The sequence below is a fragment of the Bacillus cereus group sp. MG9 genome (assembly GCF_040459995.1).
Taxonomy (GTDB): domain Bacteria; phylum Bacillota; class Bacilli; order Bacillales; family Bacillaceae_G; genus Bacillus_A; species Bacillus_A mycoides.
Genome location: NZ_JARVHC010000001.1, coordinates 2,595,602 through 2,620,676, shown reverse-complemented (window position 1 = coordinate 2,620,676; position 25,075 = coordinate 2,595,602). Strand labels below are relative to the sequence as shown.

Genomic DNA, 25,075 nt, shown 5'->3' with positions numbered 1-25,075 from the left:
AGTTTAAATTAAATACTGAACAATTTATTAATGTGAGTTGTACTGGAAGACTATCGTAATTCAGCCGTCTTTCTAATAACAATCTTATCAATATCATCCTCTTCATCACCAATAAATAATCCACGTTCTTTTAAATATGTTTCGAAGTATAAATCTGCTTCTGCACGTTCATCGTATGGCTTTACAGAAAGAACGAAACCTAATTTATTTTGCTCCTCTAAATGAGAAGTGGAGATGTAAGCCGGTACATTGTGGCGTAAAAAGAGTTCTTTAACAGGAATGATCATATCTTTCATTAATTTCGTTAACATACCCATTTCAAACTCAAAATTAAAGCGATCTATACTAGATAAATCCGCGAATACTACACCAATAAAACCTGTATTAAATACTTCTTGATATTCAATATCTTCGTCACCATAAAAATTCTTTTCGATCAAATAATTTATAAAATAAGAAACACCATCACTTTGTTCAAAAGGTTTTGTTGAAAGAACAAAGCCGATTTTCTTTTGTTTATGTAAATACACACATGACATGTATGCGGATATATTATGTTCTTTAAATAATGCACTCGTTGCCCCAGATAGACCATCTAGTACGTGATGAACAATTTGAAGTTTTTTACGAGCGAAATAATAGGATTTCTTTTGTAACTCCAATGTATCAATAAAGACAGAGCCGATAAAGCCTGTATTTGAAATAATAGGTGTTTGCTTTTTTCTTCCTCTGCGCTTTGCTTGAGTCATTGTTAAAATCATCCCTTCATGTACAATTAAAATAAAAAGAACGTTTGTTCGTATATTTATATTTTACTATTAAAACGCTCTAAAGTAAAGGGTTTTTGATGAAAAAACAACAAAAAAGACACCTGTAAAAGGTGCCTTAAACGCTGTAGGGAAGAGGGTTCATCCCAACTATTTATATTATGATACAGAAACAATCTCTTCTGTATCTTCTACATCTAAATGACAGTCCATAGTACGAACATCTTGATCCTCATGACTTCCGAAATAAATAGTAATTTTCATATGTATCGCTCCTTTATTCTAGGAATACCTAAAATAATTACTAGTAATGTTAATATTTATTATATACCACTTTTTTCATTCCGACAACGTTATATCATTTTTAATTCTTTTAGGGCGCAAAGAGTGATTTATAGAGATATTTTTATAGAAATAGGTACATTTCTTATATGATATATTTAATACTGAAGGATTCGAATACGAATTTTTATGAAAGGAGCAAAATGAATGAATTATAAACAGTTACTAATAGACAATTTTACATATAAAACCTCATATATTACGCGGCAGGTAAATGGAATGGATGTAAAAGAAACGAAGGATTACATTACTGTCGACTGCGGATTACCTGCAGATACATTTAATATTATCACACTACTAAATAGTAATGTAACGGAAGGAATCGAGAAATTATATAAGGAGGTAGAATACTATAATCAAAAGAAATTTCCAATGAGTGTTTGGTTTTGGGATGATAAGCAAGAGCAGACTATAAAAAGCGAATTAATCAAACTTGGTTTAAAAGAAGCTGAAAAGAATATCGCGATGGTAGCAGAATTAAAAACAATTCATCCAAGAATAAACATGCCAGTAGGTTTTACGATACAAAAAGCATCTTCTTCAGGACAAATCAAAAAGTTTGGAGAAACGTTAGCTAATCTATTTGGTACATCAGAGGAAGGTAAAAATGTACAAGCATACTATAATCAAATTTCTTCTTTAAATTTATGGAATAGCGATAACATGAAACTATACTTAGGTCTTTATAAAGGTGAGGTAGTATCTGTTGGCTCTTTAGTATGTACGAAAGATAGTGTCGGTATTTATGATATAGCGACTAAAGAAGAAATGAGAGGAAAAGGTTTTGGCTCTACTATGTTTAATTTCCTGCTGCAAGAAGCAAAACAATTAAAAAATACGTATTGTGTATTACAAGCTTCACCTGATGGAATAAATATTTATAAAAAATCCGGCTTTCAAGTTGTAGGACAAATGACTGTTTTTGAAAATCGGCATTTATTTGAGTAAATCATCCAAGTCAAATTGTTTTAAATATAGGAGTTAACATACCGTTATGAAAAAAACATCTATAATTACAATCATTTGTTTCTTCACAGTAATAAGCATCTTTGTTTTTCAGCAAGTAAATGAACAAAAATATACAAAAGCTATTAATCAATCAAATCATATTAAAAATATTGCGCATAGAGGGGCTTCTGCATATGCACCGGAACATACATTAGAAGCGTATCAATTAGGACAGCAATTAAAAGGTGACTATATAGAAATAGATCTCCAAATGACAAAAGACGGACATTTAGTAGCTATGCATGATGAAACATTAAACCGCACAACAAACGGTACTGGTTTTGTAAAAGATCATACATTAGATGAAATAAAACAACTGAATGCAGGTTCTTTTTTCAATAAAAAGTATCCAAATTTAGCAAAGAAAGAATTTGAAGATACTAAAGTTCCAATATTAGAAGAGATTATTGAAACGTTTGGACATAATGCTAATTATTATATCGAAACAAAATCACCAGATGAATATCCTGGAATGGAGGAAAAACTATTAGAAATTATTAATCACTACCAAATAAATGATAAAGTTATTATTCAATCATTTAGTGAAGAAAGTCTGCGAAAGATTCACAGTTTAAATGATAATATACCGTTAGTACAATTATTATCATATAAAAAAGCAGTTCAATTAACAGACTCAGAAATAGAAAAGTATAAAACATACTGCATAGGTCTTGGTATGAATTATAAATATATTGATGCAGCCTACGTAAAAAAAATAAAGAATTATGGATTAGAAGTTCATCCATTTACAGTAAATAATGAAAAAGATATGAAAAAGTTACTTTCTTGGGGCATCGACGGGATGTTTACTAATTATCCGGATCGTTTACATTCAGTATTAGATTTGAAAAGTCATAATTAAAAAGTATTATTCTTAAGGGAGTAATAAACAAAAAAGAATCCAATAAACATATTGGATTCTTTTTTAGTTCTATACGCCAAACTTGATATAATACAATATTGATTATTATTTTTCATAAGTTTTGTCAGAAAGTAATCAAAATGTAATTAATTTTTCCTTTCTTTTTTATATTTTTTTGATACACTGGCTACGAGAGGAATACCGATTATAGTAGGTAAGAACCAAAACCATATTGGTGGAAGTAGATTTAAAATAGGGATATACATACCAATGTTTACTAAAAGTGCGGTAACTGCACCAATATAAGAGCCTAACATACCTCTAATATGGTGTTGCAACCAATTTCTCCATCGTTTTTTTCTTGCGAGATATCCGTAAATCGCAAATGAATAGGAGATAATTGCTACATAAAATAAATATGCGATTTTATCCCAGTTTAAAATAGACAATATAATTGCAGTAAGGGTTATGACAATATAGGACGCATGGTATATTTCGCCCCATTCCGTATGTTTTCCTTTCTTTTTTTGAGCAACCATCGCTACAATACCAGTAATTAAACATATGGTTCCAAATAATATGTGTATGGTCAAAAGAATGTTGAAAATGCTCATAAAAGTTCCTCCTTTTTTATTTTTATAGTATTGCAGTATAGGAGAAAAGTTGAACAATATAGTTAGTTTGCCTTAATATATTGAAATAAAGGTACTCCTAGAACAAAATGGAATGATTAAATTTTTTCTCAAATTTAGTGAGACGAGTATTACGTTAAATGAAGGAGAGACTTCTATGTTTACATCTATTACATATTTACAATCTGGGAATGATAAGCAACAAAAAGTTTACGAAGTTATTAATAAACTAAACATAATGGAGGATTTAGCTTTATATAGCCCTGTACTTTGCGGGACAATCCCTATTAGAGTTGATACCCTTCATTCTGACTTAGACATTGTAATGGAAGTACATAATTATGATTTTTTTGAACAGGAAATTAGATCATTGTATGGCTCATACGAAGGATTTGAAATGAAAAAGAAAATCATTAAAAATATCTTAACAATAAAGGTGAATTTTCAATTTGAAGGTTTTGAATTTGAATTATTTGCTCAACCGCGGCCAGTACGTAACCAAAATGCATATAAACATATGATAGTGGAGCACATGCTATTAATGCAGCACCCACACATTAGAGAAGAAGTAATTGAATTAAAAGAACAAGGGTTAAAAACAGAACCGGCTTTTGCTCAAGTATTAAACATTGACGGTGATCCCTATAAAGAACTTATTTTATTAGGACAGGAAATGAGATTATGGTAAAAAAGGCACACAAAAAATCCTCTTTATAAAAAGAGGATTTTTTTATTATGCCATTAACTTACGAATCAAATTACTTAATATAATAATACCTTGAGTAATTTGTTCAGGGGAAGAATACCCATAAGATAAACGTATAAACTGATCTGATTCTTCCTCATAAATACGTCCCGGGTTAAAAAGAACTCCCTTTGATTGAGCCTCTGAAAATAGTTTTTTCATCGAAATGTTAGGCACTACCCTTAGCCATATAAAAAATCCACCACTAGGAATATCCCATGTAGTAATGTCAGCACAGTACATATTTAAGGCTTGTATCATTATTTGTCTTCGTTTTTTTAGGTGAATCCTTACATTCGCTACGTGATCCTCATAAACCCCTTTACTTAACCATTCTGCAGCAACTCTTTGAGATAAAGAACTTGACCCATAGTCAGTTTGCATTTTTATGTCTGATAATCTCTCAATAACAGGCTCTGGTCCGATAATCCAACCAATCCTAAGTCCTGGGCTAAGTGTTTTAGATAGACTACCGATATATAAAACATGTCCATATTTATCCATCGACTTTAAAGGAGGGGGCGGTAGTTCATCCATAACTCACGGTAAATATCATCTTCAATGATAGGCAATTGTTCTTTTTCGCATATTCTTAGTATTTCTTTTCGTCGATCCTTGGACATTAATACACCCGTCGGATTTTGAAAACAAGGAATCGAATATAAAATATTTTTCTTTTGACTATAATTAATTTTTCTTAACAAATCATTAGGGATAATTCCATGTTGATCCATCTGTATTCCAGAAAGGTGAATATTAGCCGATTGAAATACGTGAAGAGAATATAAGTAAGAAGGTCGTTCAAGTAAAACAGTTGACTCTCTATGTAAAAGACCGATTGATATTAATTGTAATGCCTGTAATGCACCAGAGACTATTAATATAGAGCTTGGTGATGTATTTATTCCAAATGATTTTACATAATTACTTATTGCTTCACGTAAAGGGAGATATCCTTTTTGTTCTTCATATCCGAAATAATCTAGTTCCTCACATACGTTACGCATAATGAATTGCATAGTTTCTAACGGGAAAAGATGAGGTGCAAGTTCTCCTTTACTAAGATGAATCAATTTTTTATTTGCTTCTGCTTCATTTATTTCCCGTACCATTAACTTGCTTGGTTTATGAATACCAGCCTTTACATATTCACTCCAATCGGGCGGGGGATTGGTGGCTAATAATGACCATGTATTATTCGTTACAATTGTTCCTGACCCGATTTTCCCTTGAATTAAGCCATCTGCCATAAGTTCTTCTAGTGCGGTTATTACAGTACTACGATTTACATGAAATAATTTCGCTAACTGCCGCTGGCTAGGAACCTTACTTCCAATCGGCCATTCTCCGTATTCAATTTTTTCTTTCATATAGTCTATTATCTGCCGATATTTAGGCAGTTTTTTATCAGTAGACATATTAAAAACTCCCTCATTCATTTTAAAAATGCAAAGTGGTTGGTTTTTTCGAGGATTAACTGGTTGAAGACATTGTATCAACTATTAAATATGATGAAAAGAAATAATTGGTAATTAGAAAATGGCTGGTTTATTGGAGAGGGAGAGAAAATATGCATAATAAAAAATGGGATTTTCGTATTGTATGTGCTCACGCTTTTACGATTCTTATATGGGGAACAGCTTTTCCAGGAATTCGGATGGGGCTTGAAGCTTACACCCCTGAACACCTTACTTTGCTACGATTATTAATCGCTTCTTTGATTCTTTTTCTGTTTTCACTTATATACAAATTACGTTTACCTGATTTGAAAGATATTCCAGTGATTTTTATATTTGGTGCTCTTGGATTTACAATTTATCATATTGCACTGAACTACGGTGAAAAGAGTGTGAATGCTGGACCTGCTAGTTTAATTGTATCAGTAACACCTATATTAACGGCAATTCTTGCTTCTGTTTTTTTGAATGAAAAAATGAAATTAAATGGTTGGATCGGTGGTGTAATTAGTTTTGTAGGAATTGCTTTTTTATCGTTAAGTCAAGGAGATTCCATTCAATTGAATAGTGGGGGATTACTAATTTTATTGGCGGCAATTTCAGAAAGTCTATTTTTCGTTTTTCAAAGGCCATACTTAAAAAAGTACGGTTTCTTGCCATTTACAATATATACAATTTGGTCTGGTACTGTATTTATGCTTATTTTTTTGCCAGGGATTTATGAAGAAATTGTAGCAGCTCCTATAGAAGTTACTTTGAGTGTTATATATTTAGGTGTGTTCCCGACAGTACTGCCGTATATTGCATTAGCATATATTACATCCCATGCCAGTGCTTCTGAGGCAACAAGTTCTCTATATTTAACACCAGTAACTGCATGTATTATCGCTTGGATATGGTTAGGTGAGGTGCCAACCTTTGTTTCGATAATTGGAGGGGGAATTACTATACTTGGAGTTGTGATTGCTCATTTAACATTTAATAAAGATAATTATAAGCAAATTGAGAGTGAAAAAGTATGGTAAGACATCCCTGCGAGTATTTGCAATTTAAATGCAAAATTTCGGATTAATAACAGGCTTTCCATTCTATAAATATAGTGAAAAAAATCTATATTAAAATCAGCTAGTCCAATATTTGTACGAGATTTAATTAAACTGGTAGATTATTTATCTGCAAAAGAACTAGCATAATGCTAGTTCTTTTTTATCAATACATTACTCACCATTAATATTTGCTTAGAACTGTATAGATTTAAATTATTTCCACATATACATAATTATCTTACCTATGAAAGGAGTGCATTTCTTGGAGAAGGTTTTATTTTTTGGAGACCCAGGTATTGATGATTCGTTTGCAATTATGTATGGCTTACTGCATCCTGAAATTGAAATCGTTGGTATCGTAACTGGATATGGAAATGTTGAACATATACATGCCGCTCATAATGCCGCATATATTTTACAGTTAGCAAACAGACAAGATATTCCTGTAATTAGCGGTGCAACAGGCCCACTTACAAATGAAATTACAACGTATTACCCTGAAATCCATGGACCAGAAGGATTAGGGCCCATCCATGTACCGGAAAGTGTGTTATCTATTCCTATATACAATTTTGGTAGTATTGCTGCGATTCTTGTAAAGTATGGAGAAGATTTAACAATTGTCGATGTAGGAAGATCTACCTCGTTAGCGATTGCTTTTAATTTATGGAACGAATTGATGTTAAATATAAAAGGAATTTATTTTATGGGTGGTGTCTTTTTAGAAGCAGGGAATGTTACTCCATTAGCAGAGGCAAACGTGTACGGAGATCCGATAGCAAGTCAAATTGTATTTCAGCAAGCGAAAAATATAACGTTATTCCCTTTAAATGTAACAAATAAAACGGTTTTAACCCCAAGTGTATTTACTTATATTTTAGTTAATACACAAAATCCATTTAAGCCGATTATGAAACCCCTGTACGATTATTATTTATCAGCATACCAAAAACTCAATCCATATATTGAAGGGCCATTATTACACGATGTACTTGCTATAAGCGGTTTAGTGAATCCTACATTTTTAAATTATACATCCCGAAAAGTGACTGTGGATATATGTGGCGAAACGAAGGGACAAACTTTTGCTGATTTTCGTCCACACTCTAAATCTGAAGGGGCGCGTATAGCGTTACAATTAGATGAGGAAAAATTTATTCAGGATTTTATGAAAATCATGTTATAAGTTGATGTCGAAAAAGGGAATCATTTCACTCCGTTGAATATAAAAGATAAATTCTCTTTTTAAAGGAGCTTAAAATAGTGAACGTCCAATTAAAAATTGTTACGAGAGAAAATTGGGAAGACGCATTAAAGTTACAAGTTAAAGAAAACCAAATACACTTTGTTCCGGCAGTGGCAGTATCACTTGCTAAAGTATACATAAAACCAGATGGTGAAAATGTCGAATATATTCCATTCGCTATATATGATGGTGACCTTATAGTTGGTTTTATTATGCATGCTTTTGTGCGAGAGTCAACAGATATGTATTGGATTAACGGATTTATCATTGATGAAAAAGAGCAAGGAAAAGGATATGGAAAAGCAGCATTACAGGAAATCATTAACTTAATAAAAAATAACTTTAAAGAGTGTGAGGAAATTAGATTAACTGTCCATAAAGATAATATTTCTGCAAAGAAACTATATGAATGTTATGATTTTAAACCATTAGGAAATGTATATGACGGTGAGGAAGTATATCGCTTATTGTTATTGAAATAAAGATATACTGTTTTGAAACAATAAGTTGTTCCGTTAAAGGGTCATATCGCGGAGAATTGGTTGTACTAATTCATATAAATTATCGCAAACTCAATTCACGCAATTATTTAAACATTTTATTATAAAACAGTATTTATATATACTTAAACTATCATTAATAAAAACATCAATGGAGGAACTAATATGAAAGAAAGCAATAAAAAAGAGTTGTCACTAGAGCAACGTGAAGAATTACTACAAACATTGAAAGATCGTTTTGAGAATAATATGAACCGTCATAAAGGTTTAGAATGGGCTAATGTTCAAGAAAGGCTGGATGCTAATACTGAAAAGTTGTGGTCGCTCAACGAAATGGAACGAACTGGTGGCGAACCTGATGTTGTTGATTTTGATAAAGAAAAAGGCGAATATATTTTTTATGATTGTTCAGCAGAAAGTCCTAAAGGTCGTAGAAGTGTTTGTTACGATCTTGAAGCGCTAGAATCAAGAAAGAAACATAAACCAGAAAATAACGCTATTGATATGGCAACTGCCATGGGTATTGAACTATTAACGGAAGAAGAATATCGTACATTACATAATCTTGAAAATTTCGATATGAAGACGTCGAGTTGGGTGGAAACACCTTCTGATATTAGAGAACTTGGCGGTGCCCTTTTTTGCGATTATCGCTTTGGACACGTCTTTGTGTATCACAATGGGGCAGAATCTTACTATGCCGCAAGAGGCTTTCGTGGTTCGTTAAGAGTCTAAAATTTGTACAGGCAGGTAAATTTGAAGTAGAGAATAGATTTGCTTAGGGAATAGTAGTGATTGCATACTTTAGCTACGGATTCGATTTTGAGGCCGCAAAGAATAGGGCTAATCAAACCTTATTGTAAAAGAATGAATCAACTAAAAATATTAAGAGTATGTTTTGATAATTTTCTTCATAAACATACTCTTTTTTAGAATCATTTATCAAAATTATTAGTTTTAATTAACGTATAAACGAGAACTTGTAAAAGGTACTCTTGCAATTATCAATGAAATTCACCCATATGAAACACCTATGATTTATATTATCCCGCTTTTAAATGAAAATTTTCGAGCAAGTATAAAGTGAATGATTAGGAGGAATACAAAATGAAAAGTAAATTCCATCATATTGTACGAGCTATCATGATAAAAGATGAAAAACTACTAGTCGCTGAATACATAGGCCATCACTATTTTTTACCCGGTGGCCATGTTGAAATTGGGGAATCAGCAGAGAATGCACTAATAAGAGAGTTACGAGAAGAACTTGGAGTAACTTGCAGTATAAAACAATTTTTAGGCGTCATAGAAAATCAATGGCAAGCCAAAGAAACCCTCCACCATGAAATTAACCACATTTTTGAAATAGATTCAAATGAGTTAAGATCCGATTTCACTCCAATATTTAAAGAGTCCCATTTAGCATTTCACTGGATTGATTTTAATAAAGAAAATATAAATTCCTATACAATAATGCCGACACCTTCAGTAAAAGAATTACTAGAAAGAAAATTAAGTGATGAACTATTAACTTGCTGGATTAGCAACTTTTAATTGTCTCTATTTATATTAATTCCGTCCACTAAAAGAATATAAAGAAAATAGGCTCATAAACAAGGTACATCACCTAGTGTAAAGTCATATTTTGTTGATGTACGCATTTAGTCTATAGCCTTATTTCTACTTTATTTTTAAAAGTAAATAAACTCGAAAATTTGGACGGAATTTACATTTGTAAATGGAGGGTTTCATAATGAATGAGTTTCAACAAGAACTACAAGCGTTAAACCTTAATGCTTATCAACCTGGTAATGTTGTGTATTGGGATCAGCAACAAAATCAATATCCATATTACTACATTCAAGACGATGCACGTCGTTGTGGCGGATGCGGTGGCGGCGGACGTTGTGGCGGTTGTGGTGGTCGCTGTGGTGGTTGTGGCGGCGGACGTTGCGGCGGTTGCGTAGGTTGTGTAGGCTGTGTTGGTTGTTTCAGCTGTTCTAATTGCTGGAACTGGTGGATTATTTAAGTACTATAGATCAATAATATTTCACATGAAAGAAAAGTGCAGATGCAAAGTTATAATGTATTGAAACTTTTCTTTCATGCTGTTATTTTTATATGTTTTAGGGGGATATTTATTTGTACAAATATAAAAAATTAATTTCATGGGTAGAAAACATTAAAGAGACAAATCAAAGTTCTACGGCAGCACTTTGTATTATGAAAGATAATAAGATTGTGCTAGAGCATTATAGTGGAACGCATTCAAATATTCCTACTAGTAAAAAAGTAACTATATCTTCACAATTCAATGTCGCTTCCGCAAGAAAAAGCTATTTAGGATTAATGGTAGCTTATGCAGTTTATGAGGGGAAAATAAAATCTCTTGATGACGAGGCTGTAAATTATTTTAAAGAATATGATCCTTCATTACTTGGAAAGACAACGATAAGACATTTAGTAACTCATTCACACGGTTTAAATGAAACCGATGATGGGACAGCATTTCGTGAATTTGAGCCAGGACAAGCTTGGGCGTACAGAGATATTAATGTAAGAATGGTGACGCAGCTTATTTATCACTTGTATAACAAAAGTTTTCCTGAACTATTAAAGGAGCGTGTATTCATACCTGCTGACTTCAAGGAAACTGGATGGAGAATAAAACAAGATGATAATTTAGTTAAGGTTGTTGTAAACCCAGATGAAGATGCAATAAATAGTGTTGGTGCAGTAGATGACGGCTCCGAGAAAAATCTTTTTGTCTCTGCGAGAGAATTTGCATTTTGGGGTAACCTTCATTTAAATAAAGGGTTTTTAAATGGTAAACAAATTGTGCCAAAAGAAGTTATAGCATTTGCTACGAGCTTACAAAGTCCAGAGTATACAAATAAAGAACTACCTCAAAACGGGTTGTTTTGGTTCGTTCAAAATGAACCTGCTTTATTTAGCGAACTTGGTGAGCGAGTTCCTAAAGGTTCCTATCAAATATTAGGAATTACAGGACCAACGATATTAGTCATTCCAGAATATAATGTCGTCGTTGCTAAAATGTACAATAAAAGATACAACTATGGTGGGGATAATTATTTATATTATTTACGTGAATTTAGCAATTTAGTCGCTGATACATTTAGTAGCAGTAAAAATACTGTGGTTAGGGTATAACTACTCCTATAATAAAAAGGAGTGAACTTTAATGAAAAATGAAGTGAATAAAAATAAAAAGCAAAATATAAAGGATGTAAACACAGAACAAAACGCGATTTATAGCGATCCGAAAGATGCAGCTAATATGCAAACTGTACCGCAGCCGAAAGACTTTGAGGAAATTGAATATTAATTTTCTCTCCGACTTATTTATGAAAGAAAAATACGTCTTAAGTCTCATCACTTTCAGCGAATTATTTGATAACATATATACATAAGCATTCGAAAATGTCTTATCTTAACAAAGCTTTCTTTAAATGCTGTATATAACCTACAAAAAGGCACTTCTTGATGAAGTGTCTTTTTTGTGTAAGCTAACTCAATTTCCATTTTCCGTACAGTATCTTGCAATTTATCATGGATATACTAACTGTGAAAATTCATGTCATGATAAAAGAAGGGGACAGTTAGCATGAAACAAACATCTATAAATCCATTGCTAATTGTTCTAGGTACAATCATTGTTCAAATTGGCCTAGGAACAATTTACACATGGAGTTTATTTAATCAACCCCTTGTAAGTAAGTTTGGATGGAACCTCAATTCAGTCGCGATTACGTTCTCAATTACGAGTTTTTCTTTATCATTCTCAACTCTATTTGCAGGAAAGCTACAACAAAAATTTGGACTTCGTAAACTTATCGCTACTGCAGGAATTGTTTTAGGACTCGGTTTAATACTTAGTTCACAAGTTTCCTCATTACCATTACTTTATTTATTAGCCGGTGTTGTCGTTGGATACGCTGATGGAACAGCATATATTACATCACTATCTAATTTAATTAAATGGTTTCCAAACCGTAAAGGACTTATTTCTGGTATATCTGTTTCGGCATATGGAATGGGAAGCTTAATCTTTAGATATATAAACGGAAATCTTATCAACAGTCTTGGAGTATCACAAGCATTTTTATACTGGGGTATTATCGTCTTACTATTAGTGTTGATAGGATCATTCTTCTTACGTGAAGCAATTGTAAGTAACACTGCAACTGAAACATTACACAATGATTATACGCCGCGTGAAATGATGAAAACGAAACAAGTATATCTCTTATTTTTCATGTTATTCACATCATGTATGGGCGGACTGTATTTAATCGGTATGGTAAAAGACATCGGGGTGCAGCTCGTTGGTCTTAGTGCAGCGACTGCCGCAAATGCCGTCGCAATGATCGCAATCTTTAATACAATAGGTAGAATTATTCTTGGAACGTTATCAGATAAAATAGGCCGATTAAAAATCGTCTCGGCTACATTTATTATTATTGGATTATCCGTCTTCACTTTAAGTTTTATTCCACTAAATTACGGGATTTATTTTGCTTGTGTAGCAAGTGTCGCCTTTTGCTTTGGTGGTAATATCACCATATTCCCAGCAATTGTGGGAGACTTCTTCGGATTAAAAAACCATAGTACAAACTACGGGATTGTTTACCAAGGTTTCGGATTTGGTGCACTTGCAGGATCATTCATTGGAGCACTACTTGGCGGATTTCAACCAACCTTCATTACAATCGGTGTTCTATGTGTTATATCTTTCGTTATCTCTATAGTAATCCGCCCTCCAAATGCAGAAAAGAAGAAGGAAATAAAACAGTTAAATCGAAAAATAGCTTAATGCTAAGAAAGAGTCCTTATGCTAGGGCTCTTTTTCATTACAGCATAATGTATAAACAATGGATGCCATTCAAAGAATCTAATTTTGTCCCTGTACTTACTACATAACTAACATTAAAGAAGATAGGAAATTCCGATTATTAAATTGAATAAATAACATAAAAGAGCGTGCTAGTTAAAATGAAAATAGTAAAGCAATGGGTACAAGAAGATAGTGATTACATAAGAGAAAAGTAATTGAATATAACCAAAAGCAACTTTCAAATGAAGAAAAAACACCTTCAGAAACGGTTAGTTTTATAGTAAAAAATGCAAAAGAAGAAATAGTAGGAGGGATAACAGCAATAACATTCTGGCATCATGTATATGTTGACTTCCTATGGGTTTCTGAAGAATACAGGCATGAAGGTTATGGAAGCAATTTAATGAATCTTATTGAAGAATTTGCAATAAAAAAAGAATGTAGGCTAATCAAATTAGATACTTTTAGTTTCCAAGCCCCTAATTTTTATAAGAAGCATGGGTATAAAGTGATAGGGGTAAGTGAAGATCATCCTAAAGGGCATAATCATTACTATTTAGAAAAAAGGTTATAAATGAATCATTAAAGAGTGTATTATGATTAATCTTTTTCAAAATATGCTCTTTTCTTTTGTGTGTCTATGAACACGATATCGTTTCGTATTAGTTATTTACTCAAATTACTTTTTATGAATCAAAACAATTTAATGATAGAATAAAATAAAGACAGAAAATTTTCACCATTCAAGGGGGTTACATATGAAAAAAGTAAATGTTACATACGCACTTCTATATGATGAAACTCATGAAAAGCTATTAATGGTTAAAAACAAAGGGGAAAATGGTTCTTATTACACTTTACCAGGTGGAGCAGTTAAATTCGGGGAAACGTTAGAAGAGGCAGCAATTCGTGAAGTGAAAGAAGAAACAGGGCTAGACATATCCGTAAAAGGGGTTTGTTCCATTAGTGAAGCCTTTTTTGAGGAGAGAGGACATCATGCAATCTTCTTTAATTTTTTAGGAGAAATAATCGGAGGGGAAATCTGTATATCACGGCCAAAAGAGATTGAGGAGATTACCTGGATGGAATTAGATTCAGCAGAACCTTATTTACGTATACCAGAACACTTAAAAAGCCTTTTACAAAAGAAAGAAACAGTTCCTTATATTTTTAATGGAACTATTATTCATCAATCTTCATAAAGATAGTATTTCATTTAAGGCGGGGGAAAAATGGAGTTTATCGTTAATCACAAACAATTTACACAAGCTCTTTCAGAAGTAAGTAAAGCTATCTCAACAAAAACTTTAATTCCTATATTATCCGGAATAAAGATAACAGCAGATCAATCTGGAATTACTTTAATCGCAAGTAATTCGAATATTTTCATTGAAAAATTTATACCCATTTCAATTGAAGACGAACAAATTACAACTATTTTAAAAGCAGGGAGTATTGTTGTACCAGCAAAATATTTCATTGAAATTATTAAGAAAATGCCAAGTGATATTTTAATAAAAAGCATGAATGAGCAGTTGATTACAATTCAATCTGATGAAATTACTTTAAACTTAAATGGACTCTCGGCAAATGAATTTCCTAATGTACCATTTTTAGACGCACATACAGAAATACAAGTAGAGACGGAACAATTAATTGAAGTCTTTAAACAAACTGTCTTTGCAACTGCTAAAAATGAATCTAGACCAGTTCTTACTGGCGTACATTTCGTTATTGATCATAACAAATTAATTTGTGCTGCTACTGATTCGCACAGACTGGCTTTACGTAAAATACCCATTTCTTCACATGCGAAATTAAATTGCATTGTACCAAGTTCCACTATTAGTGAACTACTAAAATTAATGAACAGTAATTCAAATTTAGTATACATATATCTTTCAGAAAGTCACATTATTTTTAAATTCGGTACAATTACGTTGTATTCAAGACTTATTGAAGGAAAATATCCTAATATATCCGGCCTAATTCCAAATGAATCCCAAACGGTTATTAATATAGATAGAAAAAAGATTTTACAAGGTGTAGATCGTTCAAGTTTATTAGCTAGTGAATGGGCAAACAACAACGTTAACTTAGAAATCATCGACGAATTCACAATACAAATCTCTTCCAACGCTTCTCAAATTGGTAAAATATCCGAGACACAACAACTAGATGCTATTCACGGTGAAAAGCAATTAAATATATCTTTTGATGGACGGTATATGGTCGATACTTTAAAAGCAATAAAAGAAGATAGAGTTACTTTAAGTTTTGGCGGTTCCATGAGACCGATATTAATTGAAGCAGGTGAACAATCTGCAGCAGTATATTTAATATCACCTGTTAGAACTTATTGAGAACAAAGGAAAGAATTAAATTATGTACAAGCACACTTTATGTTTTATAAAAAGAAATGAAGAAATACTTATGCTAAATAGAGAATATGATCCTGTAAAAGGATTATGGAATGGTGTAGGAGGGAAGATAGAAAAAGGAGAAACACCGTTTGAAAATGCAATTCGTGAAATAAAAGAAGAAACAAATATAGATGTTGAACAAAATCAAATTCAATTTAAAGGCATTATTAAATGGGAGGATTCCTCATATTTTGGTGGCATGTATGTCTATTTAGTAGAGCTACTTAATGAATTTACATATCACACTCCAAAAAAATTCTCAGAAGGAATTCTAGATTGGAAAGAGGTATCTTGGATTCTAAGTGACTATAATTACGGCGTAGGAGAGATGATACCTAAATTTTTAACTGAAGTACTTTATAATGAATTAATATTAGAGCACTCTTGCGTTTTATCAAATCATAAATTAATAGAGTATAAGAATAAAGAATTAGCTAAGCAGACCAGCATAGTAAAGTAGTAATTAGGGGAGATTAGTATGTAATAGAAGGAGGAGCTCATGAAAAAAGGAAATCAATTATTTTGGATATATATAACTAGTATTACTATTATAATACCTTTAATTATTTACTTAGCATTGGCAGCCTCTAGCGAAAAAGATACTCTTACTCAAGTGAAAAAAGCTCCCAATATCCCATCTGTTATTCAAGATTCAAACGATATGGAAGACCCTACAGGATATTGGACAACAGAAAAGATGAAAAATGCAATTCCAGTAGATAAAACAAAGAATTTTAATAGATGAGTCATAAATGAATAAAAAGCGAACCATCAATATTAAATTGGTTCGCTTTTTATTATACTTACACTTCTCGCCACCAAGCAGCCGTAGGATAATCTTTAGATTGTAACGTAATAGCTTCACCGATTTGTGGCGTTGCAATATTAACCCCTAAACGATTTGCTTCTTTCGTAACACGTTCAATAGGATCACTCCATTCATGTAATGCTAACGTAAAAGCACCCCAATGAATAGGAACGAGCAATTCTCCTTTAACGTCAATATGAGCTTGTACTGTTTCTTCTGGCAACATATGAATAGCAGACCATCTCGTATCGTACTGTCCGCATTCCATTAAAGTAAGATCGAATGGACCATATTTCTCACCAATTTCCTTAAAGTGAGGCGCATAACCACTATCACCACTAAAGAAGACTTTAGTTTCTTGACCAAGAATAAGCCATGAACACCATAACGAACAATCTCTATCTGTCATACTTCGTCCAGAGAAATGCCTTGCAGGTGCACAAACTAACTTAATATTATCAAACGTAATTTCATCCCACCAATTATGCTCACTAATTTTACTAGGTGAAATACCCCATTTAATAAGATATTGCGCAACTCCCGCTGGAACATAAAAGTGCTTTGCGCGATCTTTTAACTGCATAATACTCTTGTAATTTAAATGGTCATAGTGATTATGAGAAATGATAATCGCATCAATTTCCTTGAAATCTTCACGTTCTAAAGAAAAAGCACCACTATAACGTTTACTATTAAAAACAGGGAACGGGGAAGAGGCATCGCCAAACATAGGATCTAACAACAGCTTTTTACCTTCTATTTTCAAAAGAGAAGCAGAGTGACCAAACCATGTAACACTCTCTAAAGACCCATTATCTTTATTCGGTAAAACGATAGATAAGTCTTGTATAGGACGTAGCTTTGTTTTCATTTTAAAGTAATCAGTCATTAAACCGATAATATCTTTTGGTTTAAAACTTACATCAGTATGAATTTGATTTATATATTTCTTTTTCATTAGTTCTCCTTTTTACGTTTAACAATATACGTATGTTGTTATTCTAGCTGTTATTAGTGTAAACTATACCATTTTACCTTTCATCTTTAATGCAGTACATTTCATAAATTCTTCAAATTTATTATTTATATATATAAAATAGAATTCATTTAGCAGCAGCTAAAACTAATATTATGTATTTGTGAATTGTTTTGTTTAAGTAAATTCTTTCTTATAAACAACAAAGACCGTATGTTTCTTTATATGTTATAGAAGCAGATAGGTAACTAATTATCCACAGGAAGGAGAGTCTATAAATGCTTGAAGAAAGAAAAAAGAAGTCTAAATATAAACTATTAAAAAGCAATAACTAAATATAGAATTCTAGATAACCTTAGTATAGGTATTAACATAGCTATACTAAGGTTTTTTATTTGAAATCATTAAAGGATACTTATTTTTATTTATAGAACATAGTAAATACATAGATTTTACAATTAAATTACTAAAAAAGAAGGGATTTTAAAATGCTTGCTAATTATACTTCGGAGAAAATACTTAAAACAACTTATGAGACAAAAATGATTTCATAAGTTGACAATTATCCAACTTTAAAAATAAGCAGAACAAACCTTCAATATTTACTTGTAATGCTCCATCTGGGCATAGAATCAAATACTATAAAAACGAAGCTAAATTGGACTAGCGAGGAATTCGAAAAACAAATGCACGCATTAGAACTAGAAGGTTTATTGAATAAGACAGAAGGGAGTTACTATCCAACATGTATGGTTATAACAGCTAATGAAGGAGAAAAGCTGTATAACCTATGTGAGCCTCTAATTAAACCTACACTTAACATAATTGAAAAATATTCTAATCAAATTGATGCTATGTCTAAAAGAATCGAGACATTTAATCATTTATCTAAAGAATCGTATAGTCTTTTACTATATAGTGGTGTGTTATTAGATTTTGGACAAATAATTAACATTGAAGAAAACTATTTAGAAACAGAACGGCCTTTGAGAAACAATAAAAGATATTATTATGCGATTCTAGAACAAGAACAAACAGACAAAGAGTCCTTTGGAATGTATGTTAATACGTATTTAGATTTAGGGGAATATCAAATTGGTCTTTATGGAAACACTCGATATACAACTTTGAATTTAATAACTGCGAATGAAGAAACGTTTGAAGCATATTTTCACTATGCTATTATCGATATTAATTATACGAAAAAGCAATTAGTTGAAAATTTTGTAGCAGTAGATAGACAAGTAGACTTAAATTCAAATGTATTATACGAAAAATTAGGCTTATATAAAAATTCACAACCTGTTATCCCAGTGTTTACAGCCGTAGATTTATCTATACTTAACGAAATCGCGAACACGATCAGTGAAGATTTGATTTTATTATGTAAAGAAAATGAGAAGCCTTTAAAAGAATACTTTGCAAGCAGCAGATACTCAAAAGAAATAACTTACGAAGAATTTTTTATTTGGTGGTATCACTTTTTCTATATAAAAGTAACTGAAGAATTAATACAAAAAGGCGTAATTATAACAAGCGCTCAAAAAAACAAACGTACATAATCTATTAAAAACTTTAAATTAAAGTGACTAATATCCTTTTGCATATGTAGCAGCTGAATGATGTATAGACAATAATTAGTAAATAGAGGATAATCCAAAATTAAAACCTAATATAAAGAAAATAAGATATTAAAAGGAGAGAAGAGCCATGCAAAAGAAATTTATCAATCCAGAAACAATGCCAGCAACTTTTGGATACTCACATGTAGTCGAAGTTAGTAATGCTAAACGAACCATTTACATATCAGGACAAGTAGCAATTAATACTGACGGTCAAATAGTTGGAATTGATGATTTAGCTACACAAACACGACAAGTATTTGAAAATATTAAAATCGCATTAAAAACTTCAGACTTAAATTTTAATGATGTAGTAAAATTAACATTTTTCTTGACGGACATTTCTCAAATGGCCATTGTTAGAGATATTCGAGATCAATACATCAACACAAACAATCCACCAGCAAGTTCAGCTGTAGAAGTTAACAAATTGATTAACAATAAATTATTAATCGAAATCGAAGCAATTGCTGTAGCAAACTAATTTTAAAAACTTATTCTTAATCATATCAACGCAATTCGTTCACTTTAAATGAATTGCGTTTTTTATTAACTAAAATATAAATTATACACGGAAACATTCTTATCAATAACACAACATAAATAACTTAAAAAAACAAATAACCACACAATCTACAACACATTATGAACCCAATTAAAAAGGGGAGACTAATAACCGCAACTAACATATAATAAGTTTATTACTTTTTACTAGTTAACATAATATATATTATACGAAGTTGTATAGAGTAAGTGTTTATCTGTATCAAAAACCAAGTAAACTATACTTAATGAGACGAAACGGGTATTTTTAATGAGATTCACATAAAATCTTATCTAAATGAATTTCTACAGTTTTTATCGTTTATTTTGCTATAAATTAATCACAGCAAATCTTAATCGATTAATTATCGTTTAACGAGTCAAAAATAATTTTGATTAGCACGGAATTTTTTTATGCGAAATAAATTTTTCTATACAAATGATAAATTTCATTTTATGTTTTGCTTTATAGATTTATTGCTAATTACATATGTTTTATTATTTTATATTTTTGTTGTTATTTCTTTTATTTACGCTTGACTTTCATTGTATTCTTCATTCTAGTTAACATAACGTTTATTTTTAACGTAAAAAAATCCTCCTCACCTTCAGGAAGATTTCTTTTGCTAGCTAGTAATCCATTTATCTATTTTTAGTAACAATCCCAATTGTAAATAACATTGGAAAAATCTAGATTTAATAAATCATCTTTCTTTATAAAGAAATTAGCAACACCAGAATCTCCCCACATAATATTTAATGAATCATCTGTATCGATTTGCAGCAATAATATATCATGTTGCTGGTATTTTTCTTCCCATTCCCTTGGATCTGTCTGTGTGAAAAATGGATAACCACCAATTTTATGCCCTTGATCTTTACATAAATCATCATACAGTTCGCCTAATTCTGTATTATTTTCTCCATCAACAATTTCTTCCCAATCAATTTCCTCACTAAACATCTTTTCAAATCGATAATCCCTTGATGTTACGGGTTGATAACCCAATTCAAACTTTAATTTCGCTGCTTCAGGTATGATAAAGTCCTCTAATTCTGAAGTGTTTAAATAACTAAAATCAGTAATAACCTTATTTAAATCTTCTATAATTGTAGAATGATAAATAATTCGAAAGTCTTTTTGGATTGTTGGATGATCAAAATCTGCTCCGTAAAGCTCATCTTCAGCACTTACGAAAAACTGCAGCATACCCTTTTGAGGCATATATTCAACATGCGGCATTTCTTCAAAGTTTAGCTGCGCAAGTAACATCATAGGTTGTCCATTTGAATCTTTAGGATGCTCTTGATCTATAGGTACATACGGATAGCCACCAAACTTACTTTCAAAAAGAGTTGTTTCTGCTTGCGTTCCAGACACTTTAATATACGGTTTCACACTTTCTTCTAAAATACTACGATACTGCTCTAGTTCTTTCGGAATTTGAAGTTGATACGTATTCTTCATTACATTTGCCTCCCCTTAATCATGAATTGAAAATGCCTTACTTAATTATATAGCAAAAGATAACTTCATTGAAAATCGTTAAATATCCGTTTTCACCCTCGTTTTTTGCGCACTTGGTGGACAAAGTAAATTATGTTCTAAAACCTTTTTATTAATAGTTCGAATTAAATCCGCTGCTTCTGCAGTATTTGTAGTTTCTTTTAGCCTTTCTTTTAAATCATCAATTTCCTTTGAAAGCTCAATCCACCTAGGTAAAACATGATTATTTTTTAAAGTTCTATACAGTTGTTTTTCAGGATTATACGAAAGATCTTTATCTAGATTTAGAGGTTTCCCTTTACCTGGTAAATTATCAAAAGACCCTTTCTTTTCTGCTTCTTTAACGATAGAACTAATATGATCCTCATACGTATAGGACCAAACTTTCTCATCTTTTACTAAAATCTCTTGCTTTTTTAGTTTTTTATCTAGTTCTTCTTGATTCATAAAATCTCTCCCTTTTATATTTTATAGTAGCGTTTTTGTAGGTTTTAATGCTTTCAACCCATCAAATAACTTTTCTCGCCACCAAACACCGTCATGACCGCCTTGAAACTCTTCATAAGTAATTTGGTATCCTTTTTCTTTTAAAGCTTTATACAGGCGTCTATTAGCCGTTAAAAGAGGTTTGTTTTCAAGTTCTCCTGCTGCTATATAAAAATGAGGTTGACTCGTATTGGAATCTATAGATGAAATTTGATTTTCAATCCAAGGCATTTGATTTTCATAACTATCCTTTTTCCAATGTACGGATCCAGACATTGACAACACGTTTCCGAAAACATGTGGATTTTGAAGCGCTGCATAAAAAGCTGCTAAGCCACCAAGACTGAAACCAGCAATTGTTGTATGATTCTTTTCTTGATATACGTGATACCTAGCTTGAATCCATGGAAGTAGTTCCTCCGTTAAAAATGTATTCATTTTATCGTTATAAGTTAGCTCTTCTAGTCGATCAACGGGTTCTATTGCAACAGCAATACAAGATGGGATTTCTTTTTCGTATATTAAATAATTGAGTGTTCTTGCGATTGAAAGGCTATTAATGAATGAATTCCCATCAAACACAATGAGAAGTTCTTGAAGATGTGAAGTGTGAGAATAGTCATGAGGCGTATAAATATAAATTTTACGTGTGTCATTTAAAATCGTACTATGAAAAGAATATGTTTCAATTTTTCCAGATGGATAATGATCTGAAGGAAAACGACTGCTATACTGTACTTCCATTCCTATGTTTAACACAGACGCTTTATTGGCATCTTCTCCAAATGTATTTTTATTAAATCGGTCTAGTTGGTACTTTTCACTGCGCTTTATCCAATCATTTTCGAAAAAATCGTTTACTGAAAAATAGTACGTTGAAATAAAACTCTCATCCGTCCTAAACGTTACATACCAAATATCTGTCTGTAACAACCGCTGTAGTTGATTTACAGACAAATCCCAACCAGGAAAACTACCGAATACATAGACGTTTTCAGTTTTTTGATCCCCTAACCATATATACGTTATAAGCTTATACTGATTTTCTACAGGACATTGTTCTATTAGTGGCGTATTATTTGACTTTATTTCATGCAAAAAAGTATAAATTGCTTTCTCGTTTCCTTTTTTTAATTGATTATTAAGCTCCTCTAACTTAGGGCTAATTATTGAAGTCACCCATCTGCCTCCTTTGTATTTCTTTCTTTTCACTAGATTGCTTTTATAAAATTTAGGATTAGTATGTTATGTATTTAGATGAGTTATTTATTTAGAAGGTTTATCAATTGCCTGAATAGAAAGTTCCAACGCTTTTATTCTTCTTTCTAAAAGTGTTCTTTGAGGACTACCAGCCTTAGACTTATCATAGGCTCTCTCAATTGATGGAAGCAAACCAGCAAGGACATTACGAGCTTCTGCTAACTCTTCTTGGCTATACCGATGACTTTCTTGATTCCACACGTTCTCTAACACTGCTAGCCCTATACAAACGGCTTTAAGCCTTTTTTTCACTAAGGTAGTATTTGCTCCCTTTTGAGTCATCTGTGAAAAAGCATTTTCAAGTTTACGAATTGTCGATTGTAAAGATTTTATTGATTCCAATTTATCTATATTTGACACGTTTTCCATGTTACTATTGTTCCTCCTGGCTTAACTTATTTAATACTGGATATAATAAGTACTTGATTTCACTCGAAATATTTTATCATAAATAACTAACTATATTCGAATTGGATAATGGATTAAAGGAAAACGGTATCTAAACGCCTCTCCCTCCTTTACATCATTCTATATGTACTTCTTTCTTCGTATTAGAATCCCTATATAAACAAGGTATTAAAATTGTATTTTTTATGAACAAAAAACGCACAAGCAGCATAACTTGTACGTTTTTATTTTTATTCAGTAAGATAATACAGTAATAGTTTCCGGGCCTTCTCATAATTCATGAAATCTCTATACAAAATGGGATACTTCACAATTTCTGTTTCTATAAAACGATATTGCGGAAAACATTCAAAAAACGATTTCTTTAGCCACTTTATTTGATCAAACACAATCTCCTTTTCGTTGTTATTAAGTATGTAACTTAAAGTACCTGCTGTATGCATCCAATAATAATTTAAATCAGCGCTTATGCAATCATCTTCTGTAAACATATTATTAAAATCTTTTCGTATTTTTCGAAGGTCACAATTCGGAAACGGTTTAAGTAGCGGACTATGCATTTTCTGCAATTCATTAAAAATAACCTTTTTACCTAATAGCAACTTTCCACCCCTTTATTTCTCTATCCAATTTAACAATTTTTCATAATGATATTGAGCATCTGTATAGCCGAGATTATATAAATTAACGAGTTTTTCTTTATTTCTTTCTATTCCGCTTATAGGAAGCTGTACGCTAGGCTGAATGATATAAAAATTGTCTTTTTGTTCTATTTGATTCATATAAGTTATCGTCTCATTATAAAAACGATAATGTTCTACTAAAGATTGTGCGATATTCGGATATTTTCTATATAACATTTTAGCCAGCCCAGAAAATTTATTCCGCTGCTTCTCGTATCCATCCGGCTTTGTCATAATAACAACATTCTTTTGGTAACCATCATTTTGCGCTTTTAATACTGGAATAGGATCTATAATCCCTCCATCTAACAATTTTCGATTATCATATTCTACAGCAGGTGCTATAAACGGCACAGAGCTTGATGCACGAATAATTTTTAAAATATCATTTCCATGTTCTGTTTTATTATAATAAACTGCCTGTCCTGATTCACAATCAGTCGTTCCGATTACAAACTGTTCATTTGAATTTAGGAATGTTTGAAAATCAAACGGTACAATTTTGTTTGGTACTTCATCAAATAAAAAATCCATTCCAAATAATTCACGTTTTCTAATTAAGTTTCGATAAGATATATACCTGTGATCTCCTACTAGCTCTGTATTCACTTTCTTATTTCTTCCTTTTTGACGTGATAAATAGGTCGCTCCCATACATGCTCCAGCGGATACACCGACTACATACGGAAAGAATAAGTCCCTTTCCATAAAATATTCGAGTACTCCTGCAGTATATAACCCTTTCATTCCGCCGCCTTCTAATACTAAACCGATATTCTTCATGCTCAGTCCCTCTGCTTCTGTTTTCTTAATTACATGTTAGCACAAGATTTTAGGATGAGGTTATATAAATTAGTTGCAATAATAACAAAAAACTATTGAAGCAATGTCATAATCTA

The 25,075-nt window shown here is 31.8% G+C and carries 27 protein-coding genes and 2 pseudogenes; 19 read left to right on the top strand and 10 right to left on the bottom strand.

The window, feature by feature from the left end:
- Nucleotides 1-50: 50 nt before the first annotated feature.
- Nucleotides 51-749: a hypothetical protein gene (locus tag QCI77_RS13305; RefSeq protein ID WP_078176610.1), complete on the bottom strand. Its 699-nt coding sequence runs from the start codon at nucleotides 747-749 to the stop codon at nucleotides 51-53.
- Nucleotides 750-1,256: 507 nt separating this feature from the next.
- Between QCI77_RS13305 and QCI77_RS13300 the strand changes: the two genes are divergently transcribed.
- Both QCI77_RS13300 and QCI77_RS13295 read left to right on the top strand, forming a co-directional pair.
- Nucleotides 1,257-2,057, top strand: coding sequence for a GNAT family N-acetyltransferase (locus QCI77_RS13300; RefSeq protein WP_113769508.1), 801 nt, complete (start codon nucleotides 1,257-1,259; stop codon nucleotides 2,055-2,057).
- Between the two features lie 46 nt (nucleotides 2,058-2,103).
- Nucleotides 2,104-2,979, top strand: coding sequence for a glycerophosphodiester phosphodiesterase (locus QCI77_RS13295; protein WP_353825024.1), 876 nt, complete (start codon nucleotides 2,104-2,106; stop codon nucleotides 2,977-2,979).
- Nucleotides 2,980-3,125: 146 nt separating this feature from the next.
- Here the strand turns inward: QCI77_RS13295 and QCI77_RS13290 are convergent, their stop codons facing one another.
- Nucleotides 3,126-3,593, bottom strand: coding sequence for a DUF2306 domain-containing protein (locus tag QCI77_RS13290; RefSeq protein ID WP_113769506.1), 468 nt, complete (start codon nucleotides 3,591-3,593; stop codon nucleotides 3,126-3,128).
- A 175-nt stretch (nucleotides 3,594-3,768) separates the two neighbouring features.
- Between QCI77_RS13290 and QCI77_RS13285 the strand changes: the two genes are divergently transcribed.
- On the top strand, nucleotides 3,769-4,299 hold the full coding sequence (locus QCI77_RS13285) for a DUF4269 domain-containing protein (RefSeq protein WP_078176607.1): 531 nt from the start codon (nucleotides 3,769-3,771) through the stop codon (nucleotides 4,297-4,299).
- Between the two features lie 45 nt (nucleotides 4,300-4,344).
- Here QCI77_RS13285 and pdxR read toward each other — a convergent pair.
- Nucleotides 4,345-5,774 (bottom strand): annotated as a pseudogene (gene pdxR / locus QCI77_RS13280) (MocR-like pyridoxine biosynthesis transcription factor PdxR).
- A 152-nt stretch (nucleotides 5,775-5,926) separates the two neighbouring features.
- On the opposite strand from pdxR, the gene QCI77_RS13275 reads away from it, so the two are divergent.
- From QCI77_RS13275 to QCI77_RS13210, 14 genes and pseudogenes are all read left to right on the top strand, one after another.
- Nucleotides 5,927-6,838: a DMT family transporter gene (locus tag QCI77_RS13275; protein ID WP_061690150.1), complete on the top strand. Its 912-nt coding sequence runs from the start codon at nucleotides 5,927-5,929 to the stop codon at nucleotides 6,836-6,838.
- Nucleotides 6,839-7,121: 283 nt separating this feature from the next.
- Nucleotides 7,122-8,045: a nucleoside hydrolase gene (locus tag QCI77_RS13270; RefSeq protein ID WP_215601105.1), complete on the top strand. Its 924-nt coding sequence runs from the start codon at nucleotides 7,122-7,124 to the stop codon at nucleotides 8,043-8,045.
- Nucleotides 8,046-8,122: 77 nt separating this feature from the next.
- The gene (locus QCI77_RS13265; protein ID WP_002032392.1) at nucleotides 8,123-8,587 is read left to right on the top strand and encodes a GNAT family N-acetyltransferase; all 465 of its coding nucleotides are present in this window, start codon (nucleotides 8,123-8,125) and stop codon (nucleotides 8,585-8,587) included.
- A 183-nt stretch (nucleotides 8,588-8,770) separates the two neighbouring features.
- Nucleotides 8,771-9,340 (top strand): DUF4256 domain-containing protein, encoded by a 570-nt coding sequence (locus QCI77_RS13260; RefSeq protein ID WP_012261004.1) that lies wholly within the window; start codon nucleotides 8,771-8,773, stop codon nucleotides 9,338-9,340.
- A gap of 372 nt (nucleotides 9,341-9,712) precedes the next feature.
- On the top strand, nucleotides 9,713-10,159 hold the full coding sequence (locus tag QCI77_RS13255; RefSeq protein WP_113769505.1) for an NUDIX domain-containing protein: 447 nt from the start codon (nucleotides 9,713-9,715) through the stop codon (nucleotides 10,157-10,159).
- A gap of 199 nt (nucleotides 10,160-10,358) precedes the next feature.
- Nucleotides 10,359-10,634: a heterocycloanthracin/sonorensin family bacteriocin gene (locus QCI77_RS13250; RefSeq protein WP_002032388.1), complete on the top strand. Its 276-nt coding sequence runs from the start codon at nucleotides 10,359-10,361 to the stop codon at nucleotides 10,632-10,634.
- Between the two features lie 113 nt (nucleotides 10,635-10,747).
- Nucleotides 10,748-11,776, top strand: coding sequence for a serine hydrolase domain-containing protein (locus QCI77_RS13245; RefSeq protein WP_353825023.1), 1,029 nt, complete (start codon nucleotides 10,748-10,750; stop codon nucleotides 11,774-11,776).
- A 31-nt stretch (nucleotides 11,777-11,807) separates the two neighbouring features.
- The gene (locus tag QCI77_RS13240; protein ID WP_002013225.1) at nucleotides 11,808-11,951 is read left to right on the top strand and encodes a hypothetical protein; all 144 of its coding nucleotides are present in this window, start codon (nucleotides 11,808-11,810) and stop codon (nucleotides 11,949-11,951) included.
- Nucleotides 11,952-12,230: 279 nt separating this feature from the next.
- The gene (locus QCI77_RS13235) at nucleotides 12,231-13,439 is read left to right on the top strand and encodes an L-lactate MFS transporter (RefSeq protein ID WP_002013226.1); all 1,209 of its coding nucleotides are present in this window, start codon (nucleotides 12,231-12,233) and stop codon (nucleotides 13,437-13,439) included.
- Nucleotides 13,440-13,618: 179 nt separating this feature from the next.
- Nucleotides 13,619-14,034: pseudogene (locus QCI77_RS13230) on the top strand (GNAT family N-acetyltransferase).
- 184 nt (nucleotides 14,035-14,218) lie between these two features.
- Entirely contained in the window at nucleotides 14,219-14,662 is a 444-nt protein-coding gene (locus tag QCI77_RS13225) for an NUDIX hydrolase (protein ID WP_016101906.1), read from the top strand.
- Nucleotides 14,663-14,692: 30 nt separating this feature from the next.
- Complete coding sequence (gene dnaN, locus QCI77_RS13220) at nucleotides 14,693-15,823, top strand: DNA polymerase III subunit beta (RefSeq protein ID WP_353825022.1); 1,131 nt, start codon at nucleotides 14,693-14,695, stop codon at nucleotides 15,821-15,823.
- Nucleotides 15,824-15,845: 22 nt separating this feature from the next.
- Nucleotides 15,846-16,343 (top strand): NUDIX hydrolase, encoded by a 498-nt coding sequence (locus tag QCI77_RS13215; RefSeq protein WP_353825021.1) that lies wholly within the window; start codon nucleotides 15,846-15,848, stop codon nucleotides 16,341-16,343.
- A gap of 39 nt (nucleotides 16,344-16,382) precedes the next feature.
- The gene (locus QCI77_RS13210; protein ID WP_201065676.1) at nucleotides 16,383-16,628 is read left to right on the top strand and encodes a hypothetical protein; all 246 of its coding nucleotides are present in this window, start codon (nucleotides 16,383-16,385) and stop codon (nucleotides 16,626-16,628) included.
- Between the two features lie 58 nt (nucleotides 16,629-16,686).
- Here the strand turns inward: QCI77_RS13210 and QCI77_RS13205 are convergent, their stop codons facing one another.
- Nucleotides 16,687-17,649 (bottom strand): MBL fold metallo-hydrolase, encoded by a 963-nt coding sequence (locus QCI77_RS13205; RefSeq protein ID WP_113769501.1) that lies wholly within the window; start codon nucleotides 17,647-17,649, stop codon nucleotides 16,687-16,689.
- A 596-nt stretch (nucleotides 17,650-18,245) separates the two neighbouring features.
- Here QCI77_RS13205 and QCI77_RS13200 point away from each other — a divergent pair.
- Entirely contained in the window at nucleotides 18,246-19,229 is a 984-nt protein-coding gene (locus QCI77_RS13200; protein WP_483298994.1) for a hypothetical protein, read from the top strand.
- A gap of 148 nt (nucleotides 19,230-19,377) precedes the next feature.
- Nucleotides 19,378-19,773, top strand: a complete 396-nt coding sequence (locus QCI77_RS13195) for a RidA family protein (RefSeq protein ID WP_113769500.1) — start codon at nucleotides 19,378-19,380, stop codon at nucleotides 19,771-19,773.
- Between the two features lie 711 nt (nucleotides 19,774-20,484).
- On the opposite strand, the gene QCI77_RS13190 is transcribed toward QCI77_RS13195, so the two are convergent.
- From QCI77_RS13190 to QCI77_RS13165, 6 genes are all read right to left on the bottom strand, one after another.
- Nucleotides 20,485-21,300 carry a YwqG family protein gene (locus tag QCI77_RS13190; protein WP_353825019.1) on the bottom strand — a complete coding sequence of 272 codons (816 nt, stop codon included), beginning with the start codon at nucleotides 21,298-21,300 and terminating at the stop codon, nucleotides 20,485-20,487.
- Between the two features lie 78 nt (nucleotides 21,301-21,378).
- The gene (locus tag QCI77_RS13185; protein WP_002085321.1) at nucleotides 21,379-21,786 is read right to left on the bottom strand and encodes a DnaJ family domain-containing protein; all 408 of its coding nucleotides are present in this window, start codon (nucleotides 21,784-21,786) and stop codon (nucleotides 21,379-21,381) included.
- A 21-nt stretch (nucleotides 21,787-21,807) separates the two neighbouring features.
- Nucleotides 21,808-23,004: an alpha/beta hydrolase-fold protein gene (locus QCI77_RS13180; protein WP_353825018.1), complete on the bottom strand. Its 1,197-nt coding sequence runs from the start codon at nucleotides 23,002-23,004 to the stop codon at nucleotides 21,808-21,810.
- 87 nt (nucleotides 23,005-23,091) lie between these two features.
- Complete coding sequence (locus QCI77_RS13175) at nucleotides 23,092-23,454, bottom strand: hypothetical protein (protein ID WP_353825016.1); 363 nt, start codon at nucleotides 23,452-23,454, stop codon at nucleotides 23,092-23,094.
- A 269-nt stretch (nucleotides 23,455-23,723) separates the two neighbouring features.
- Nucleotides 23,724-24,095 (bottom strand): YxiJ-like family protein, encoded by a 372-nt coding sequence (locus QCI77_RS13170; RefSeq protein ID WP_044441648.1) that lies wholly within the window; start codon nucleotides 24,093-24,095, stop codon nucleotides 23,724-23,726.
- A gap of 12 nt (nucleotides 24,096-24,107) precedes the next feature.
- Nucleotides 24,108-24,959, bottom strand: a complete 852-nt coding sequence (locus QCI77_RS13165; RefSeq protein ID WP_353825015.1) for a patatin-like phospholipase family protein — start codon at nucleotides 24,957-24,959, stop codon at nucleotides 24,108-24,110.
- Nucleotides 24,960-25,075: the final 116 nt, after the last annotated feature.

What these genes read in the sequence shown, in the direction of transcription:
- QCI77_RS13305 (WP_078176610.1), bottom strand. Translation starts at nt 749, where the DNA reads ATGACTCAAGCAAAGCGCAGAGGAAGAAAAAAGCAAACACCTATTATT.
- QCI77_RS13300 (WP_113769508.1), top strand. Translation starts at nt 1,257, where the DNA reads ATGAATTATAAACAGTTACTAATAGACAATTTTACATATAAAACCTCA.
- QCI77_RS13295 (WP_353825024.1), top strand. Translation starts at nt 2,104, where the DNA reads ATGAAAAAAACATCTATAATTACAATCATTTGTTTCTTCACAGTAATA.
- QCI77_RS13290 (WP_113769506.1), bottom strand. Translation starts at nt 3,593, where the DNA reads ATGAGCATTTTCAACATTCTTTTGACCATACACATATTATTTGGAACC.
- QCI77_RS13285 (WP_078176607.1), top strand. Translation starts at nt 3,769, where the DNA reads ATGTTTACATCTATTACATATTTACAATCTGGGAATGATAAGCAACAA.
- QCI77_RS13275 (WP_061690150.1), top strand. Translation starts at nt 5,927, where the DNA reads ATGCATAATAAAAAATGGGATTTTCGTATTGTATGTGCTCACGCTTTT.
- QCI77_RS13260 (WP_012261004.1), top strand. Translation starts at nt 8,771, where the DNA reads ATGAAAGAAAGCAATAAAAAAGAGTTGTCACTAGAGCAACGTGAAGAA.
- QCI77_RS13255 (WP_113769505.1), top strand. Translation starts at nt 9,713, where the DNA reads ATGAAAAGTAAATTCCATCATATTGTACGAGCTATCATGATAAAAGAT.
- QCI77_RS13250 (WP_002032388.1), top strand. Translation starts at nt 10,359, where the DNA reads ATGAATGAGTTTCAACAAGAACTACAAGCGTTAAACCTTAATGCTTAT.
- QCI77_RS13240 (WP_002013225.1), top strand. Translation starts at nt 11,808, where the DNA reads ATGAAAAATGAAGTGAATAAAAATAAAAAGCAAAATATAAAGGATGTA.
- QCI77_RS13235 (WP_002013226.1), top strand. Translation starts at nt 12,231, where the DNA reads ATGAAACAAACATCTATAAATCCATTGCTAATTGTTCTAGGTACAATC.
- QCI77_RS13225 (WP_016101906.1), top strand. Translation starts at nt 14,219, where the DNA reads ATGAAAAAAGTAAATGTTACATACGCACTTCTATATGATGAAACTCAT.
- dnaN (WP_353825022.1), top strand. Translation starts at nt 14,693, where the DNA reads ATGGAGTTTATCGTTAATCACAAACAATTTACACAAGCTCTTTCAGAA.
- QCI77_RS13215 (WP_353825021.1), top strand. Translation starts at nt 15,846, where the DNA reads ATGTACAAGCACACTTTATGTTTTATAAAAAGAAATGAAGAAATACTT.
- QCI77_RS13210 (WP_201065676.1), top strand. Translation starts at nt 16,383, where the DNA reads ATGAAAAAAGGAAATCAATTATTTTGGATATATATAACTAGTATTACT.
- QCI77_RS13205 (WP_113769501.1), bottom strand. Translation starts at nt 17,649, where the DNA reads ATGAAAAAGAAATATATAAATCAAATTCATACTGATGTAAGTTTTAAA.
- QCI77_RS13195 (WP_113769500.1), top strand. Translation starts at nt 19,378, where the DNA reads ATGCAAAAGAAATTTATCAATCCAGAAACAATGCCAGCAACTTTTGGA.
- QCI77_RS13190 (WP_353825019.1), bottom strand. Translation starts at nt 21,300, where the DNA reads ATGAAGAATACGTATCAACTTCAAATTCCGAAAGAACTAGAGCAGTAT.
- QCI77_RS13185 (WP_002085321.1), bottom strand. Translation starts at nt 21,786, where the DNA reads ATGAATCAAGAAGAACTAGATAAAAAACTAAAAAAGCAAGAGATTTTA.
- QCI77_RS13175 (WP_353825016.1), bottom strand. Translation starts at nt 23,454, where the DNA reads ATGGAAAACGTGTCAAATATAGATAAATTGGAATCAATAAAATCTTTA.
- QCI77_RS13165 (WP_353825015.1), bottom strand. Translation starts at nt 24,959, where the DNA reads ATGAAGAATATCGGTTTAGTATTAGAAGGCGGCGGAATGAAAGGGTTA.